Origin of the sequence: Holdemanella sp. DFI.5.55, assembly GCF_020593575.1 — a bacterium.
Taxonomy (GTDB): Bacteria; Bacillota_I; Bacilli_A; order Erysipelotrichales; family Erysipelotrichaceae; genus Holdemanella; species Holdemanella hominis.
The window spans coordinates 21,516-38,923 of sequence record NZ_JAJDMK010000002.1; the positions used below are offsets into that span (position 1 = coordinate 21,516).

The 17,408-nt window shown below is 60.0% G+C and carries 11 protein-coding genes; all 11 read left to right on the forward strand.

What is annotated here, in order from left to right; translation table 11 throughout:
• The first annotated feature begins 3 nt into the window (after window positions 1–3).
• The 11 genes from LJE08_RS00735 (at window position 4) to LJE08_RS00785 (ending at window position 17,406) form a co-directional block, all read left to right on the forward strand.
• Complete coding sequence (locus LJE08_RS00735; RefSeq protein WP_227402130.1) at window positions 4–600, forward strand: hypothetical protein; 597 nt, start codon at window positions 4–6, stop codon at window positions 598–600.
• 122 nt (window positions 601–722) lie between these two features.
• Entirely contained in the window at window positions 723–1,607 is an 885-nt protein-coding gene (locus LJE08_RS00740) for a hypothetical protein (protein ID WP_227402131.1), read from the forward strand.
• 1 nt (window position 1,608) lies between these two features.
• Window positions 1,609–2,232: a hypothetical protein gene (locus tag LJE08_RS00745; protein ID WP_227402132.1), complete on the forward strand. Its 624-nt coding sequence runs from the start codon at window positions 1,609–1,611 to the stop codon at window positions 2,230–2,232.
• Between the two features lie 12 nt (window positions 2,233–2,244).
• Window positions 2,245–4,434, forward strand: a complete 2,190-nt coding sequence (locus tag LJE08_RS00750) for a type IA DNA topoisomerase (RefSeq protein ID WP_227402133.1) — start codon at window positions 2,245–2,247, stop codon at window positions 4,432–4,434.
• Between the two features lie 3 nt (window positions 4,435–4,437).
• On the forward strand, window positions 4,438–5,478 hold the full coding sequence (locus tag LJE08_RS00755) for a hypothetical protein (protein ID WP_227402134.1): 1,041 nt from the start codon (window positions 4,438–4,440) through the stop codon (window positions 5,476–5,478).
• An 83-nt stretch (window positions 5,479–5,561) separates the two neighbouring features.
• On the forward strand, window positions 5,562–6,272 hold the full coding sequence (locus LJE08_RS00760; protein ID WP_227402135.1) for a hypothetical protein: 711 nt from the start codon (window positions 5,562–5,564) through the stop codon (window positions 6,270–6,272).
• A 19-nt stretch (window positions 6,273–6,291) separates the two neighbouring features.
• Entirely contained in the window at window positions 6,292–7,752 is a 1,461-nt protein-coding gene (locus LJE08_RS00765; RefSeq protein ID WP_227402136.1) for a hypothetical protein, read from the forward strand.
• A 13-nt stretch (window positions 7,753–7,765) separates the two neighbouring features.
• Window positions 7,766–8,062: a hypothetical protein gene (locus LJE08_RS00770; protein WP_227402137.1), complete on the forward strand. Its 297-nt coding sequence runs from the start codon at window positions 7,766–7,768 to the stop codon at window positions 8,060–8,062.
• A gap of 79 nt (window positions 8,063–8,141) precedes the next feature.
• Entirely contained in the window at window positions 8,142–8,996 is an 855-nt protein-coding gene (locus LJE08_RS00775; protein ID WP_227402138.1) for a hypothetical protein, read from the forward strand.
• Between the two features lie 26 nt (window positions 8,997–9,022).
• Window positions 9,023–9,655 (forward strand): hypothetical protein, encoded by a 633-nt coding sequence (locus tag LJE08_RS00780; protein ID WP_156556555.1) that lies wholly within the window; start codon window positions 9,023–9,025, stop codon window positions 9,653–9,655.
• A gap of 47 nt (window positions 9,656–9,702) precedes the next feature.
• A complete protein-coding gene (locus tag LJE08_RS00785; RefSeq protein WP_227402139.1) occupies window positions 9,703–17,406 on the forward strand; it encodes a VaFE repeat-containing surface-anchored protein in 7,704 nt (2,567 codons plus the stop codon).
• Window positions 17,407–17,408 lie beyond the last annotated feature (2 nt).

Genomic DNA, 17,408 nt, shown 5'->3' on the forward strand with positions numbered 1-17,408 from the left:
AGAATGCACGGGCTTTTCTTCAAATACGAGGGATATAAGTTCTTCCTTGAGGGCGATGGCGATTACGAGTTCGATGATTGCCGTCACCTCTACGGTTTTCTGAACTACCTCTACCGCACCGATGAAGCGCAGAAGTGGACGAATGAGATGACGCAAAAAAACGCAGATTTCTGGTTCCCAACTACCACTGCGACTTTGAAACGCGGAAAAAAAGAAGAAACGCTCACACTTGACTTCATAGAGCGCTTTCAAGACATCGAGCATCGAGAACTTCTGCATGACCTCGCGCTCAGCAAGCTCAAAAGTCACTATGGCACCACGAACCTGATGAACAGCAAGGCCGCGAAATACGCCCGTGCTTTTGTCATCAACACAGATACCGAGATAATCCCGGCAAAGACATGGGGCAAACTCTTCAAGACCCTGCCCCCAGTGCTTGAGGCGAATCGGCTCACGTTGATGTCCGCCGTGACGCATGTAGACCAAGGCGTACCTCATTTGCATGGGCTTTACCTGCGGAAGCCGAGGATGCGCGGCAATCCGTTTATGGACGCTCTGCTGTCCTCGGACCTCAAGCCGACCATCGTGACATCGTTCTAGCGGTTTTCCACGCTTTCAATGGCCGGAGGGTTCTCAACCCGACCCGAAGGCTGTTGGAAGGGTGGGAAACCGCCCCAACTATACATATTGGAAACTATCAGACCACAAGGAAAGGAGGCCATATGCCAGATGAGATGAACAAGCGAGAGGTCATCCTGACCATCCGCGAGTACGAGAATTCGGTCGCAATGCCAGATGGCGAGCGCGTCACCTACCTCGACCCGCGCGGCGGCGTGCATCTGAAAGACGGGGACGGCAAGGCACCGGAGTACATGGAACATGCCGCGAAGTGCGCGGAGTACCTTCGCTTCGGCGATGAGGTCGATGCCGTCACCTGCGGGGAGTATCCTCGTTCCAGCGCAGTCAAACTCTGCGATACGCCGGAGCTGTTCGTGCAGGCGGGTTTCCGCCCGTTGCCGATGCTCTACACTCAGCGGCACCTCCTTAAGGCCATAAAACCGAAAAATGAATATGACCCGCATCGCCACGGACTTACCGTCGAACAGTTGAAACGCCTGCCGGAACGCCTCGCGACTCCTGTGATGCTCTGTGACAGCCCCGCCCGCGAGGACACCATGCTCGCAGTGTTATGCGATGTCGATTGCGATGATTTACCGCTCATCGCCGCCATCCGACCGAACGGTCGTGGCTACTACGAAATAGGCGAGATTGAGACCAACTTCATCGTCACGGTCTATGGGAAGGACAACTTCTCCCGTTATTTCGACAACCTCATCACGCCGGATAAGGTCGTATATTACGACAATGAAAAAGGCCGGGAACTCAACGCGCTTGCGAAACTCCAATTGCTTCGGAGCCACGTTGTCGAACCCGACCTTAACAAGGTTATTATACGCCGACCGCAGTGCATAGTCAATAGCGAAACCGCAAGTCAGCATAGTTATAATCTCGCATCAGAAGCCAAATCCGCCCGCGACGCGAGCGCGATGCTGGCAGAGGAGCGCTATGGACATAACAACCACATTCAAGAGAATGAGGAGCGATGACATGACAAGAACATTGCACAAAATAGCAGAAGATGCACTTGAGGAAGCCTTTGCAACTGCAAAGTGCAACAAGCGCGGGCGCGGTCTGGTTGTCAAGAAAGGCAGTAAAGACAAGGAAACCTCGTTCAAGTTCAAGCTCTATGAATGCACCTTCGAGGCATTTATAAATGACGATTCCGTCACTTACTGTATTTACCCACGTCGGGTAAATCTGTCAGATAAATGGTTTGCCTCACTTTACGTCTGGTTCGACAAAGTTCCTGCTACGGAACACTCCAAATTCCGCAACACGATGGTTGCCGATTTCCGTGCTCTCTTCGTGTCTATCTTCAATACTCCTTTCGCATGGGAGGGTGCTGATTGGGAGAGTGGCAAAACTCCCTTCTTTCTCACCGATTCTTTTTGGCTCAATGAGCATCAGACCGCACCCGTCGCACTGGAATACCCGAATCAAACGATGAACAATGGGGTTATCCCCTTACGCTCCCTGTTGAAGTTGCAAGACGGATACAACCATGTCATCGGAAACAAACCTTCCGAATCGGCTGGCAACCTCATGTTCCAAACGTTTCATTCCCGTACTGGCGGTATCAAACTGATGGATGACATAACGATATACGATTAAAGGAGGAATCACATGAAACTGGTAATCGCTGAGAAACCGATGCTCGCACGCGACATCGCACGCGCCATCTGCGGCAAGGAGGTATCGGAATCGGCGCGGCTGCCCATCTCGGGCAACGGGTACACGGTCATCGCCTGCGCCGGTCACCTGCTCGAACTGGTGGAGCCGGATGCGGTGAACCCCGCATGGGGCAAGCCTTGGTCGTTGGACGTGCTGCCCATCCAAATCGACGATTGGGCGAAGGAGCCGACCGAGGACAAGAAAGACTTGGTGGAGCGCATCGACTCGCTTTTGCCGGAGGCCGAGTGCGTCATCAACGCCGGTGACCCCGACGATGAAGGCCAGCTCATCGTTGATGAGGTGTTGGACTACCTCGGCTACGAGGGCGAGGTGCTGCGCGTCTACGTCAACGACAACATCGAGAAGAACATCGTCAAGGCGTTCGAGCATCTGGTGCCCAACGAGCAGTGCCGCCCTGCCGGTGACGCGGCATACGCCCGCCAGATGGCGGACAAGTGCTTCGGCGTGAACGAGACCCGCCTTGCCACCAAGCGGCTCGGGGGCCTGTTCTCCGTCGGTCGCGTGCAGACCCCGACCCTTGGATTGGTGGTCAACCGCGATGAGGCGATAGAGAACCACGTCACCCGGAAGTATTACGAGCTGACCGCCACCGGTGGCTGTGCAGACGCGTCGGGAGCACCGGTGTTCAAGTTCAAGCCGGACAAGGACATGTTGGCCGGTGAGAAGCACGTCTTCGACCGCGATGTCCTCGATGCCGTCAAGGCGAAGCTGGACGGCTCGGGTATGTCCTTCTCCACGGTCATCTCGAAGAAGGTCGAGAACCCTCCCCTGCCCTACAACCTGACGGTGCTGCTCTCCGACATGTCCCGCCGCTACGGCTTCTCCGCATCGAAGACCCAGCAAATCACGCAGGATTTGCGTGATAAGTACAAGGCGATAACCTATAACCGCTCGGACTCCCAGTACCTCAAGGAGGAGCATTTCGCGCAGGCACCGGTGGTGCTTGCGCAGGCCATGGAGAACGTCGGGGCAATATGGCCGCTCGACTACTCCATCCACTCCAAGGCGTTCAACGAGAAGAACGTCACTGCGCACCACGGCATCATCCCGCAGGAGGTCAGCGCCCCCGTGGCCGACATGACCGGGGATGAGGCCAAGGTCTACACGGCCATCGTCGAGCGCTATGCCATGCAGTTCCTCCCACCCGCCACCTACGATGTGAGCTCCAGTGCCTTCGCGGTCGATGGCGGGGAGTTCCAAGCCGTCGCGCGGCGCGTGCGCGAGGCCGGTTTCAAGGCCGTGTTCGGCAACGTCTCCGATGAGGACGGCGATGACGCGGCATCCGGCAACCCTTGGATTGACGAAGGCGACCATCGCCTTGAGCGCATCGAGTGCGCCGTCACCGAGAAGGAGACCGTCCCGCCCAAACCCTACACGGAAGGCACCCTCATCGCCGACATGGCATCCATCGCCAAGTACGTCACCGACCCGGAGGTCAAGGCCATCCTCAAGCAGAAGGACGACGGCAAGAAGGGCGAGCACGGCGGCATCGGCACCACGGCCACCCGAGCCTCCATCATCGAGAAGTTGAAGGAACGCGGGTACCTTGAGGACGTGAAGGGCAAGATTCGCTCCACCGAGAAGGCCCGCGCCTTCTACCATCTCCTCCCGCCCGAGATTCGCGGTGCGGACGTGACCGCCCGCTGGTGGCTCATCCAGCAGGACATCGCCGAGGGCAAGGCGGATGTGAACGATTTGCAGCGCAGCGTCATCGAGGTCTTCAACGGGCATCGGGAAACAGCATATGTCGGCGCGAGCATCGCGCCCAAGGCCACAGTCGTGGGCAAGTGCCCCCTCTGCGGCGCGGACGTGGTTCAGCGCAAGGCGAAATCCGGCAAGCCCTTCTATACCTGCTCCTCGAACAAGAGCGAGAAGCAGGAGGACGGGACTTGGAAACAGGTCGCGGGCTGCGGATTCAAGCTGCTGGGCTGGTGCGGCAAGACATTCACGCCGAAGCAGGTCGCATCCCTGCTCGAAGGCAAGGCGGTACCCCTCAAGGGCTGCAAGTCCAAGACCACGGGCAAGACCTTCGACTGCAAGGCGAAGCTCAAGAAGGACGGTACGATAGAGCCGATGTTCGATAGCAAGCCCAAGGGCAAGTACAACAAGGCAAGGAGATAGCACATGGACATGGTGAATGACGGCAAGGACATCCACCTCGACACGCCGCAGGCGGTCAAGGAGGCACTGGCTTCCGGCAAGGACCTCTACAACCCTCAGACCGGCGAGTTCTGGTGGGAATATAACTACACGGGAAGCATCGCCAATACATACGTCCACCTCGACGACCCGAACCTGCTGGCGGTCATCGACAATCCCGACTTCGACCTATACGAGGACATCGTGGGCGGGTTGAACTACACGGGTTACATCACCGACAGCATCGAGACCATCATCGAGGACGGCGAGGAGAATGCTCCGCTAATCGACCCGCGCGATGAGGTGTTCGCTCAAATCGCCTCCGAGGACGGCTGGGTCATCGCGACCCCCGAGAACGTGAGAAAGGCCGTGCAATCGCACATGACTGAAAATGGGGCCGATGCCCCCGGAAAGGAGAACGGCATGGACAAGGCCGCAGAAATCGCCGCGTGGAAGGAGAAGCACGTCCCCATCGACCGCAACGGCGATGACGCGCTCGTGATGCACAAGATGGCCGACGGCAGCCGCGAGTTCATCATCGCCCACGGCTATGATGAGGAGACCGGGCACTGGGGTCATGGCACCTACTACGACTCCCTCGCCAGCGCGGCGGCTGACCTTGAGGGTCGCGCCATCTCCGCCCCCGGTATGGAGGTCATCTGCCCCGACTTCTGGTACCGCGATGACATTGAATTTGCCCTTGAGGAAGCCGGTCTCGAAGTGAACGATGAGAACGTGGACGCTGCACTCGAAGCCCTCGACCTCGACGGCGAACCGATTCTCAGCAATTTCCATGGCCGCCTCGCCGAGACGGGCAACGAGATGATTGCAGATGCGGTGAACAACATCGAGCCGAACAGTGGCGACGGCGATTCCCCCGAGGCCTTCGTCGATAGGGGCATCTCCCTGAAAGCCATGGCCGAGTCCATGCGCAGGGCATCTCAGGCGCTCTCCGCCAACGGCGGCACCGATGCACCCGACGGCAAGGATGAGTGCCAGCCTTCCTTCACCCCAGACCTCTCTTAGGGTCTCCGATGATGGATGTGAACTCCGGGTACATCGGCTACTCGATGTCGCGACGCGCAGCTGAGGCTTACGAGGACGGCGAGATGCCGAAGAGCAAATGGACGAAAAAGGCCATGGTCGCGGCCATCCAATCCTATTGCGATGAGTTCGACATGCTCTTCGACCCCGACTTGCTCAAGGGCATGCACAAGGATGAGGTGTTCGAGCGGTTCTTCTACGAATCGTCGTGGCACCACACCTCCAAGTTCTTCAACGAGACGGATTTCTACAAGCTCGATGAGGATGCGGTCTGCGGGTCATTTCGACCGATGAACCCGACCGAGGTCGCAGAGCGCGAGGAGCGCCGCGCGGCGGAGCGGCGGGCCATCGAGGAGGAGAGGGCCGAGCGCGAGACCATGCGGGCCGCGGAGATCGAGCGGTTGGACCGTCATATCGCATACCAAGAAGAGCATGGATTCGATGCCGAGACTGTGGCCGCGTTCGCCCATGAGCACCCCGAGTGCTGCGAGGAGCGCATCAACCGCAAGGGCAACCGCGTCCTCTCCTACATCGACCGCCTCGGGCATGAGCAGGTGTGCCCCATTAAGTGCATCCGCAATACGCATCTGCGCGGCTTCGATGCGACCGAACCGGGCAGCTTCGACAGGGCAATCGAGTGTCACCAGTTACACAACGCGCGGAATGCCGGTAACGACCCTATCACCGTCAAGGGAGAAGCCACAGCCATGAAAGCCGCGTCAGCCGAAATGGCGGATGGCGCGGGAAAACATGACATCGGGCAGGATGCCCGGTAAGGAAAGGACGTGATGCGACATGCTCACCGATTACGAGCGCTACCAGCTCGAATGGATGATTGAGCACGGGCACAGTCTCGATGAGCTGATGGCCGAGTTGACTTACTACCAGAACGACCTCGAAGCGACCAGAGGCGTGAACCTCACCGTCAGCGACGTGTTCGATGCGTGGACCTCAGACCGTGGGTTCGCCTCTCTGGAAAACGATGTCATCACGAAGGACATGATTCGCGCGGGAATCGAGCACGGGGTCATCCGCTTCGAGGCGAATCCCGACCCGAACGACCCTTGGAAGACGGTGTGCGCCATCGGTAACGGCTGGTTCTACCATGTGGACACCACGGACATCCCGCCGGATGAATACATACGCATGAACTCCCGTAACGTCGATATGGTCGTGGATGAAATCTACGATGAGCTGAACAGCACCGTCAAGAGCGACTACCATGACGATTTCAAGCGCTATCTCGCCGTTCTGAACGAAGAGCACCACGGCGGAACAAACTCCCTCACCGGCATCCCATTCGACATCAATGAGACGATGGAGAACGGCGGTGCATACTACAATCCCGAGCGCGGCATCGTCATCGCCAGCTTCCTCTTGGAGCAGACATCTCCCCGTATCGAGGCCTACTACGGCTACACACCTTACGCGCTGGCATCGCTCATCGGCAAAAACGCCGACGTGACGGTCGATTCAGATGTCATGGACATCCAAGACATCCTCGCTGACCCGAGCCTCCCCCGCCGCTTCGACCATGAGCTTGCGTCTTTCGATTCAGTGGAAGAACTCATCGCGAGCAGGTGGTCGCCATCCGGCGCGGGATGGCTGGACATGTCGGGCCACGACGGCCTCGCGAGCGCCATGGGAGCGCTCGACATCAAGCAGACCGATAACGTGCGCGAGTGGTACATGCTCGCCTTCCCCAATGATGAGCTGGCAGTGGGAATCAACCCGAGCCTCACATTCGACGATGCCATCGCGGCTATACCGACGGGGGACGGCTTCTACACCGCTCTCGGCGAAACAGCGGACTCCCTCCTGCGCGAGCGCATCTTCGAGGAGCTGTGCAACCGCTATGGATACACCTACGATGAGGTCTATGATAGTTGGCTCAATGAGTCGCCCCTGCCCTCCCCCGCCATCTCGCAGCAGCCTGAGAAAATCGCGGTCGCGGCGGGTTACCGCTTCAACCTCGTGGACGCAAGGGAGACCTCCGGCATCGACCTCAAGGGCTGCGGCACCGTGGTCACCGTGGACGGCCATGATTACGAAATCATGAAGGGCGCGACCTACGAGGACTCCCGCAAGGTCGATGACCTGCTCGACTCCCACGGGGACAAGCCCATCTCCGATTACCGCAAGCGACCGCAGAGCATGAGCCTCAAACAGGCCGTAAGGGAGGCCCGTGAGGCATCCGCCAAGCTCACAGAGAAGAATGGCGGCACCGAGGACCCCACCGGCAAGGATGAGCGCTAGGAGTGATGTGAAAATGGAACTCGACCGCAACGCGATGTCGGATGTAGATGACACGACCGTCTCCATCAGTTCTTCGCTCCATGAGATGCAAACGCCGTCGGACGACGGTTCCGATGCGCATGGCGACGGCCATGCCATCCTGCGCGAATCCGTCCAGACGACCTCGCATGGGCGCGTGGTGTCGAACGCGGTGCATGAGCGCCCCGTGTTCATCCACGGGGAATCGGCCCGCGCCAGAGCGGCTGCCGCCGTACTGGCCGCGAACATGGATGCCGAGAAGGAGGAAAAGCACAGGGATACTGACCGCTGAGCGCCCTCGACCCGACAGCGAGCTTGCGCTAGAATATGAGAATACGACTCATCATGTTCAAGCAAGGAGGATGGTTCACATGGCAAGTGAAATCTTACTGGCGTCTTTTAATTACTATTATGACTACGAGGGCGAGACCAGTACGAATGAGCTTCAATATCTACCGGATACCGTCGAGTTCCGTTTATACGAGTATATATGCGATTACTACGAGCCAGGAGAAGTCGCGGTCCTCGAAAACCGGACCATCTCCCATGAGGATGCCTTGAAAATCCTCAACAATGAGCTTCAACTCTTCAACGATTATGACAGTGTATCTGAGGTCGAAGTCTCTGATAGCAAGGAGGCATTGGAAATCATCGACAACCTCCGCCATGAGGTGGAGAGCGAATGCAGCAATGCAGAAAGGAAGGAAAACACCATGTCAGAACAGGCACAGAACCAGAACACGCAGGAGAAGGCGAAGTACGCCAACGTCAAGATTCCAGCGGCGTTCCTCACGCAGCACGAGTACACCGCCAAGAGCGGTCGCACCTTCGAGAAGGCCTACGTGCATTTCCCGGAGGGCACCAAGGTGAACGGCGTGGACCTCTCCCACTACTCCTGCGACGTGTTCGTGAACGACCGCATGAAACAGCAGATGCTCTCCGGCGGGCAGGTCACCATCGGCTTCAAGGCCGACGAACCCGTTCAGGTCTGGACGGGCCATGCAGGCGATGAGCAGAACCCGTACAAGAAATTCGAGGTCAAGCCTTGGGACTTGGTGAAGGGCATCAAGGCCGCGAACGAGTCCTTCAAGTCCGAGAAGGCAGCCGAGCGCGAGGCGGCCAAGGAGCAGGGCGCGACCCTCAAGGGCGAGTCCGAGCAGATGCGCGAGTCCTCCGCCAAGCTGGCCGGGGACAACACGCCCGAGGAGCATACCAACACCCGCTAGGGTCCAAGGAAGGGGGAATACGGTAGATGAAGGTCGAGGTGCTTTTCAAGAGCCACCGCTACGAGGAGTTCGATTCGTCCACGCAGACGTGCTCGGAGCCGTATCGCGGCAAAGGGCTGAACGTCCTCACCGACTGGAATCTCTATCTCGGCTCCCTTGAGGAGAACGGCATCATCCTCGTGCAGCACTGGTATGACGGGAACCCGGCATCCTCCCAAGGCAAGGTGACCTTGGAGGGGGTCGAGGTTCCCGCCTCCGTGCGCAAGGTCGGGTGCGCCATGCTTCTCGTTTCCCCTGACGAGCTGGACGAAATCGTGTGGCTCAAGAAGGACGGCGAGAAGCTGCTTTGGCGCGAGGGCGAAGACCTCATCAACGGAGAGCGCTTCTTTGCGCAGGAGCAGCTTTGCTACTCCGATGAGACCACCAAGTCCATCAACCGCCGCGCCGTGGCGGTCTACGATTACCTCGCGAACGCCCACCCGACATGGGACGAGGAGGAGGTGGCCGAGAGCATGGGCTACACCGCATCGGCCATCCGACGCATCCGAGATGCGGAGCTTTGCCAAGACCCCGAGTTCATCGAGGTCGAGGACGAAGATGACACCGAGGAGGCCGACGTGGATGCCGAGGGCGGTATCGGCGGCTACAACTTCGGTTAGAGATAGCAATCAGGCAAACTACCAAGCAATCAAGAAAGGAGTCTTTCATGGAACGAATCTTCTGCAAGATTAAACGCGTGAAGCGCAAGCTCGATGGCAAGCGCATCACCGCCAAAGTCATGTCAGCCGTGCTCATCGCCAGCTCCATGCTCAACGCGTTCGCGCCCGTCGCGGCATACGCAGCCGAGCCGGAGCTTGCGACCGTCTCGCTCTCCGAGACCCAGCACGGCAAGCTCTCCTTCGACGGCACCGAGGACATGACTCTGGCCGTCGAGGTCGGCACCGATGTCACGGTGAACGTCACGCCGGATGAGGGGTACTTCTCCGACGGCATCACCGTGTTCAAGGGTGAGGAGGACGGCAAGGCCGTCGATGTCAAGGACGGCAAGGCCACCTTCACGGTCGAGGGCGACACCATCGTCACATCCACCTTCTACCAGAACGGCTCCCTCGGTTCCGCTCCCCTCAAGGCAGCTGATGTCGATGAGGGAAAAGCCGTCAAGAGCGTCGAGGACTACATCCGAAAGAACGCGGATGCAAAGTACGTCGGAAAATCGGATAACCTTGCCCGCGCCGACGTGCTGACCGTCACCACATCCGTGGTCGATGGCTCCAAGCTGCCCGACGCGACGCTCGATAGCCTCTGGGCGGATGACAACGGCGACGGCTTCTCCGAGCACTGGGACGCCCTCATGTCCCAAGCCGTCTCCCACGCCGTCCTGTTCGAGGCGGACCCCGACTCCGACTACTATGTCGGCTGGGCCGGTGCGGACATCACAGATGCCAAGCTCACCGACTGGGGCGCTGCCGAGAACAACGCCGACGCGAAGATGCGCGATGGATTCATCGTGGACGACGCCACCGGCCTCGTCTACGTGCCGAAGAGCTACACCGAGAAGGACGACAGCGGCAAGCCCATGGTCGCCTCCTCCCGCATCCAGCTCCTCTACACCGCCAAGGACGCGAACGCGGAGGCCACCTTCGACTTCGACGCGACCTCCGATGGCGTGTCCGGCGATGTATCCGGCAAGGGCAAGGTCACGGTCCCCGCGACCTCCCCGACCACCGAGGTCGTCATCGCCAACGACGGCGAAGCCCGCAAGGCCGTGAACGGTCGCACCATCGACAGCGTTACGGTCAACGGCATCGAGTACACGCCGGATATGGGCATGTGGCAGTACGACTCCGAGACCGGTGCGTTGGAGTTCGCCATGGCACCGGCTGGCATCCACGCGATGAGCGTGAAGATGTCCGATGGCTTCGGCAAGGATGTCGCATCGTTCTTCCGTATGCCCGAGCCTCGCATGAGCGTGAACGAGATTGGAACCTGGGAGTTCAAGACCGCACCGACCGTGGGCGCGACTTTCGTCACGAAGGGCCACAACCGCTATTCCGGCAAGACCCGCCCCGGCTACACGCTCCCGGCAGTCGAGAACCCCGCAGGAGGCAGGTACGAGAACAAGACCATCAATCAGGCCATGGGCTGGCAGCCCGTCAACCTCAACGCCCTCAAGGCCGGTAACTACTCCATCAAGTGGACTTCCGAAATCTGGGCGCAGGACACCGGCTGGGTGAAAATCGGCAACGAGGCGCGTGTAGCCCTCACCTGCGGCCATATCGGCGTAGACCCGAGCTTCAACAGCAACCCCGGCTACAACGACACCGCCCATAAGGACAACAACCACGGCCAGCACATCCGCGTGTTCTCCGTATCCGGCAACGAGGCCGTCATCGGCGTCACCGTCCCCACGGCGATGACTCAGGCCGGTGCGGGCTTCTTTAGAATCCGCTGGCGTATCGGCTCCGGCAAGCTGAAAATCCACAAGGCCAGCGCCAACGCATCCATCACCAACGGCAACGACTGCTACTCCCTTGAGGGCGCAGAGTTCGCCGTGCTGAACGCCGCAGGCCAGAACATGGGCACTCTGCGCACCGACGCCAACGGCGACACCAACACCCTTGAGCTTCCCGAGGGCACCTACACGGTGCGCGAGACGAAGCCGCCGAAGGGCTATCTGCCCGCCCCCGACCAGCAGGTCACAGTGCGCGGAGGCCAGCAGACGACCGCTCAGGTGAGCGATAAGCCTGCCAGTGACCCTATGAGCATCCTTGTCGGAAAGTATGACGGCGATAAGGAGTACAACGCCAACAACCTCCCGCAAGGTTCCGCCTCCCTTGAGGGTGCCGAGTTCACCATCGAGTACTTCGATACCGTGGATTACGACAGCTACGATGCCATCAAGAAGGCCGGTGTGAAACCGACCCGTTCTTGGGTGGTCCGTACTAATGAAAATGGTTTCGCCCGCCTTGATGAAAACTCATTTGTATCCGGCGATGATTTCTTCTATGAAAATGATGTCATCACCATTCCTCGTGGTTCTGTCGCCATCTATGAGTCCAAGGCTCCCGAAGGCTACAAGCTGAACTCCGATGTGAGTTTCCAGAAGATTCAAGAGAATCCTCTGGATGCAGTTATCACTTTTAACGCTCCAAAAGTTCCCGAATCCGTGAAGCGCGGCGGCGTGTCCGTGCAGAAGCTCGACTCCGAGACCGGTAAGACCCCGCAGGGTGGAGCATCCCTTGAGGGCATCGCATTCTCCATCATCAACGACAACGAGAACGCCGTGAAGGTGGACGGCAATACCTACGCCAAGGGCGAAACCGTGAAGGTCATCACGACCGATGCCAAGGGCTTCGCCACCACCGGTGCCGACACCCTCCCCTACGGCGATTACATCATCCGCGAGACGGCCACCAACGACGGTTACCTCAACACCTCCAACGAGATGCGAGTGACGGTCTCTGAGGACGGTAAGATGTACTCCTTCAACGCCAAGGACGACATCGTTCGCGGCGGTGTGGAGATAACCAAGCACGACATCGAGACCGGCACCGGCGACCCGCTCGGCGGCGCGTCCCTCGACGGGACCCAGTTCCAAGTCAAGAGCCTCAACGACAAGCCCGTTATCGTGGGCGGCGTGACCTACACCAAGGGTCAGGTCATCCAGCCCCTCCTCACCATCGAGGACGGCCATGTGTCCTCCGATGCGCAGTGGCTCCCCTTCGGCCTCTACTCCATCCAAGAGGTCAAGGCCGGTGAGGGCTACCTGCTCACCGACGGCGAGGAGCACCGGTTCCGCATCTCCAAGGACGGCGCTCTGGTCAACCCATTCGACGGGGCGTTCGAGAATCAGGTCATGCGCAGCGACCTTGAGTTCACCAAGAAGGGCGAGGACGGTCAGGACCGTCTCGCGGGCGTCGCGTTCAAACTCACCTCCAAGACCACCGGCGAGAGCCATGTGGTCGTGACGGATGAGAACGGCTACTTCTCCTCCGCCTCCTCTTGGAATAAGCACACCCATGAGACTAACGCCAACGACTGGGCGCTTGATGCCGAGGGTGTCATCGACAGCTCCAAGCTGGACGCCACCGCAGGCGTCTGGTTCGGCGGCACCACGCCGGATGACTCCAAGGGCGCACTGCCCTACGACACCTACCTCATCGAGGAGCTGCGCTGCACCGCCAACGAGGGCTATCAGCTCATCGAGACCACGGTTATCGTGAGCCGCGACGGCAAGGTGTACGACTTCGGCACCCTCACCGACGTGAAGGCGTCCATCACCACCAAGGCCTACGACCCGATGGACGGCGATTCCCTCGTCGGCATGGGGGAGGTCAAGGTCTCCGACAAGGTGACCTACGCCAACCTCTTCCCGAACCGCGACTACAAGCTGACGGCGGAGCTTCACGACTCCGCGACCGGCGATGTCCTGCTGGACGCCTCCGGCCACCCCATCACCGTGGAGAAGCGATTCACGGCCCAGTCCCCCACCGGGTTCGAGGTCGTGGAGTTCACCATCGACACCATCGCCCTCGGCGGCAAGACCATCACGGTCTATGAGAAGCTGTACGATGATGGTGGCTCCCTCATCGCTGAGCACACCGATAAGTCCGACGTGAACCAGCAGGTGACCGTCATCGAGCCGGAAATCGGCACCACCGCCGTGGATGGCGCGGACGGCGACAAGAACGTGGCGACTGACGACAAGGCGACCGTCACCGACCGTGTGGCCTACAAGAACCTCATCCCCGGCAAGGAGTACACCGTCAAGGGCACCCTGCACATCAAGAAGACCGATGATGAGGGCAAGGTCACCGAGGAAATTCTGAAAGTGGACGGTAAGCCCGTGACGGCTGAAACCACCTTCACGCCCGAGAGCGCCGAGGGCACCGTGGACGTGACCTTCACGTTCGACTCCCTCTCTCTCAAGGACAAGACGCACCTCGTCGCGTTCGAGTCCCTTGAGCACGACGGCCATGAACTCGCGTCCCACGCCGACATCGAGGATGAGGGGCAGACGGTCACCGTCCGCAACCCTCGCATCTCCACCACGGCGCTGGACGGTATCGACAAGGATAAGAACGTCGTCACTGACGACGAAACAGTCATCATCGACACCGTGGCATACGAAAACCTCGTACCCGGCAGGGAGTACACCTTGAAGGGTTCCATGCAGGTGAAGGCCGAGAAAGATGGCAAGCCCGTGGCGAAGCCCCTTGAGGTCGGCGGCAAGCCCGTCAAGGCGGAGACGACCTTCACCCCCGAGAAGTCCGACGGCACCGCCAACGTGACCTTCCGGTTCAGCTCCCGCGACATCGAACCCGGCACCGAGCTGGTCATGTTCGAGTCCCTTGAGCGCGGCGGCAACGTGCTCGCGACCCATGAGGACATCGGGGACGTTAACCAGACCGTCACCGTGACCGCCCCGGCAATCTCGACTTCCGCACGCGATGCCATCGACGGCGACAAGGATGTGGTCGTGGACGATGTGGCCACGGTCATCGACACCGTGGAGTACCGGAACCTCGTCCCCGGCAAGGAGTACACCCTGAACGGCAAGCTCCACTCCAAGAGCAACGGCAAGCCCCTGATGGTGGGCGACAAGCCCGTCACGGGCCAGACCACCTTCACGCCCGAGAAGGCCGACGGCAAGGTCGAGGTGACCTTCACCTTCGACTCCCGCGACCTTGAGGACAAGACGGACATCGTGGTCTTCGAGAGCCTTGTACGCTCCGGCACTGAGATTGCGTCCCACGCCGACATCGACGATAAGAACCAAACCGTCACCGTGACCCATCCTGAAATCGGCACCACCGCCGTGGATGGCGCGGATGGCGACAAGAACGTCATCACCGATGACTCCACCGAGGTCATCGACACCGTGGAGTACACGGGCCTCATCCCCGGCAAGGAGTACACCTTGAAGGGCACCCTCCATGTGAAGGTGACCGATGAGGAGGGCAAGGTAACGGAGAAGCCCCTTGAGGTGGACGGCAAGCCCGTCACCGCTGAGACCACCTTCACGCCCGAGAAGGCCGACGGCAAGGTCGATGTGGTGTTCCACTTCAACTCCCTGACCATCCCCCACGACACGGAAATCGTGGCCTTCGAGTCCCTTGAGAAGAACGGCGTCGAAATCGCCGCCCATGCGGACATCGAGGATAAGGCGCAGACCGTCACGGTCAAGCACCCGTTCATCACCACCTCCGCGTTGGATGGCATCGACGGCGACAAGAACATCGTCACCGATGACGAGACGGTCATCGTGGACACCGTGAAATACTCCGGCCTCATCCCCGGCAAGGAATACACCTTGAAGGGTTCCATGCAGGTGAAGAAGTCCGATGAAGACGGCAACCTCACAGCGGAGCCTCTTGAGGTGGATGGCGAGCCGGTGACGGCTGAGACCACCTTCACACCCGAGACCGCCAGCGGCGAGGTCGAGGTGACCTTCACCTTCGACTCCCGCGCCATCGCCGACAAGACGGACATCGTTGTCTTCGAGTCCCTTGAGCGCACCGGCGTTGAAATCGCCAGCCATGCGGACATCGAGGACGGCAAGCAGACCACCACGGTCACCCGTCCGCAAATCGGCACTACCGCGCTGGACGGCCATGACGGCGACAAGAACGTCGTGACCGACGGCAAGACCACGGTCATCGACACCGTGGAGTACAAGAACGTCATCCCCGGCAAGACCTACACCTTGAAGGGCAGCCTCCATGTGAAGGTGACCGACGAGGAGGGCAACGTCACGGAGAAGGCTCTTGAGGTGGACGGCAAGCCCGTCACCGCAGAGACCACCTTCACGCCCGAGAAGAGCGACGGCAAGGTCGAGGTGACCTTCACCTTCGACTCCACCGGCATCCCGCAGGACACCGAGATGGTCGCATTCGAGAGCCTTGAGAAGAACGGCGTCGAGCTTGTGGCCCACGCCGACATCGAGGACGGCAAGCAGACCACGACCGCCCATGTGACGGGCATCTCCACCACGGCCACCGACGGCCTCGATGGGGACAAGAACGTCATCGCGGATGCGGAGACCACCATCACCGATGATGTGGCCTACGAGAACGCCCTGACCGGCATCGGTTACACCATGACCGGTATCCTCATGGATGCCGAGACCGGCCTTCCCATCCTCACGGGCGATGGCAGCGAGAAGTACACCGAGGCGGATGTCGCGGCGTTCATGCAGCAGCTCCTCGACGTGCTCGGACTCTCCGCGCAGGATGAGGATGAGGGTATCGCCGACATCGTGGTCTCCGATGAGACCGCCGAGGACGGTTCGGTGAAGAAGTCCCAGACCGTGCGCGTCCATGCGGACGGCACCTTCGAGGTCATCGACACCACCTATGAGACCGATGAGGACGGCCTGACCTCCGCCACCGTGGACGCATCCGGCAAGGTTGGCTACGATGCCCTGACCGATGAGCAGAAGAAAGCCATCTCCGACGTGGCCGTGCTCAAGGACTCCGGTATCGTGCTCAACTACTCCGCCACCGGCGAGCTGCCGGTGTCCATCGACATGGATGCCCTCGGCAAGTTCATCGCCGACAACGAAGACCTCATCTCCCATCTGGTCTACCAGACCGCCGAGTTCACCCCGGAGAAGTACGACGGCACCGTGACCATGGACTTCCACTTCAACGCCAACGATGTCATCGACCGCCTCGGCGGCGAGACCAAGGACATCGTGGTGTTCGAGGTCATGTCCAAGAACGCGGTCGCGGATGAGGAGGGTTCCGCCCCCGTCATCGTCGCCTCCGAATGCGACCTCGACTCCGAGGAGCAGACCGTGAACCTCGTGCCCACCGTCATCGGCACCACCGCCACGGACAAGTCCGACGGCGACCACACGCTGATGGCCGGTAAGGATGCGGTAATCACCGACCGCGTGACCTACGAGGGCCTGATTCCGGGCAAGGAATACACCCTCAAGGCGACGCTTATGGACAAGAAGACCGGCGAGATGCTGTCCATCAACGACCAGCACGTCACCGCCGAACTCAAGTTCACGCCCAACAGCCAGAACGGCACCATCGACATCGACCTCGGCAAGTTCGACGCCTCCTCCCTCGACGGCCACGACCTCGTGGTGTTCGAGGAGCTGTACAAGCAGACCGAACAGGGCAACGAGGCCACCGAGGTTCTGGTCGCCGAGCACAAGGACATCGACGATGAGGGGCAGACGGTCACCGTGACCACCACGCCTCCCGGCGGGTTCTTCGGCAAGACCGGCGGCAACGACTTCTTCATCGTGGTCTCCATCGCGGCACTCGCCGTGCTCGCGTGCGGCTGCGCCTACTACGGCATCAAGAACCGCCGCGCCGCGAAGGCCGAGGATGCCGCAGTCGATGAAGGCGGCGACACTGACAACGGGGATGTCTCGGGCGACTCCGAGGCCTAACC

Bases quoted from the DNA above. Each gene is read 5' to 3' on its own strand.
- LJE08_RS00735 (WP_227402130.1), top strand. From the start codon at position 4: ATGCACGGGCTTTTCTTCAAATACGAGGGATATAAGTTCTTCCTTGAG.
- LJE08_RS00740 (WP_227402131.1), top strand. From the start codon at position 723: ATGCCAGATGAGATGAACAAGCGAGAGGTCATCCTGACCATCCGCGAG.
- LJE08_RS00745 (WP_227402132.1), top strand. From the start codon at position 1,609: ATGACAAGAACATTGCACAAAATAGCAGAAGATGCACTTGAGGAAGCC.
- LJE08_RS00750 (WP_227402133.1), top strand. From the start codon at position 2,245: ATGAAACTGGTAATCGCTGAGAAACCGATGCTCGCACGCGACATCGCA.
- LJE08_RS00755 (WP_227402134.1), top strand. From the start codon at position 4,438: ATGGACATGGTGAATGACGGCAAGGACATCCACCTCGACACGCCGCAG.
- LJE08_RS00760 (WP_227402135.1), top strand. From the start codon at position 5,562: ATGCCGAAGAGCAAATGGACGAAAAAGGCCATGGTCGCGGCCATCCAA.
- LJE08_RS00765 (WP_227402136.1), top strand. From the start codon at position 6,292: ATGCTCACCGATTACGAGCGCTACCAGCTCGAATGGATGATTGAGCAC.
- LJE08_RS00770 (WP_227402137.1), top strand. From the start codon at position 7,766: ATGGAACTCGACCGCAACGCGATGTCGGATGTAGATGACACGACCGTC.
- LJE08_RS00775 (WP_227402138.1), top strand. From the start codon at position 8,142: ATGGCAAGTGAAATCTTACTGGCGTCTTTTAATTACTATTATGACTAC.
- LJE08_RS00780 (WP_156556555.1), top strand. From the start codon at position 9,023: ATGAAGGTCGAGGTGCTTTTCAAGAGCCACCGCTACGAGGAGTTCGAT.
- LJE08_RS00785 (WP_227402139.1), top strand. From the start codon at position 9,703: ATGGAACGAATCTTCTGCAAGATTAAACGCGTGAAGCGCAAGCTCGAT.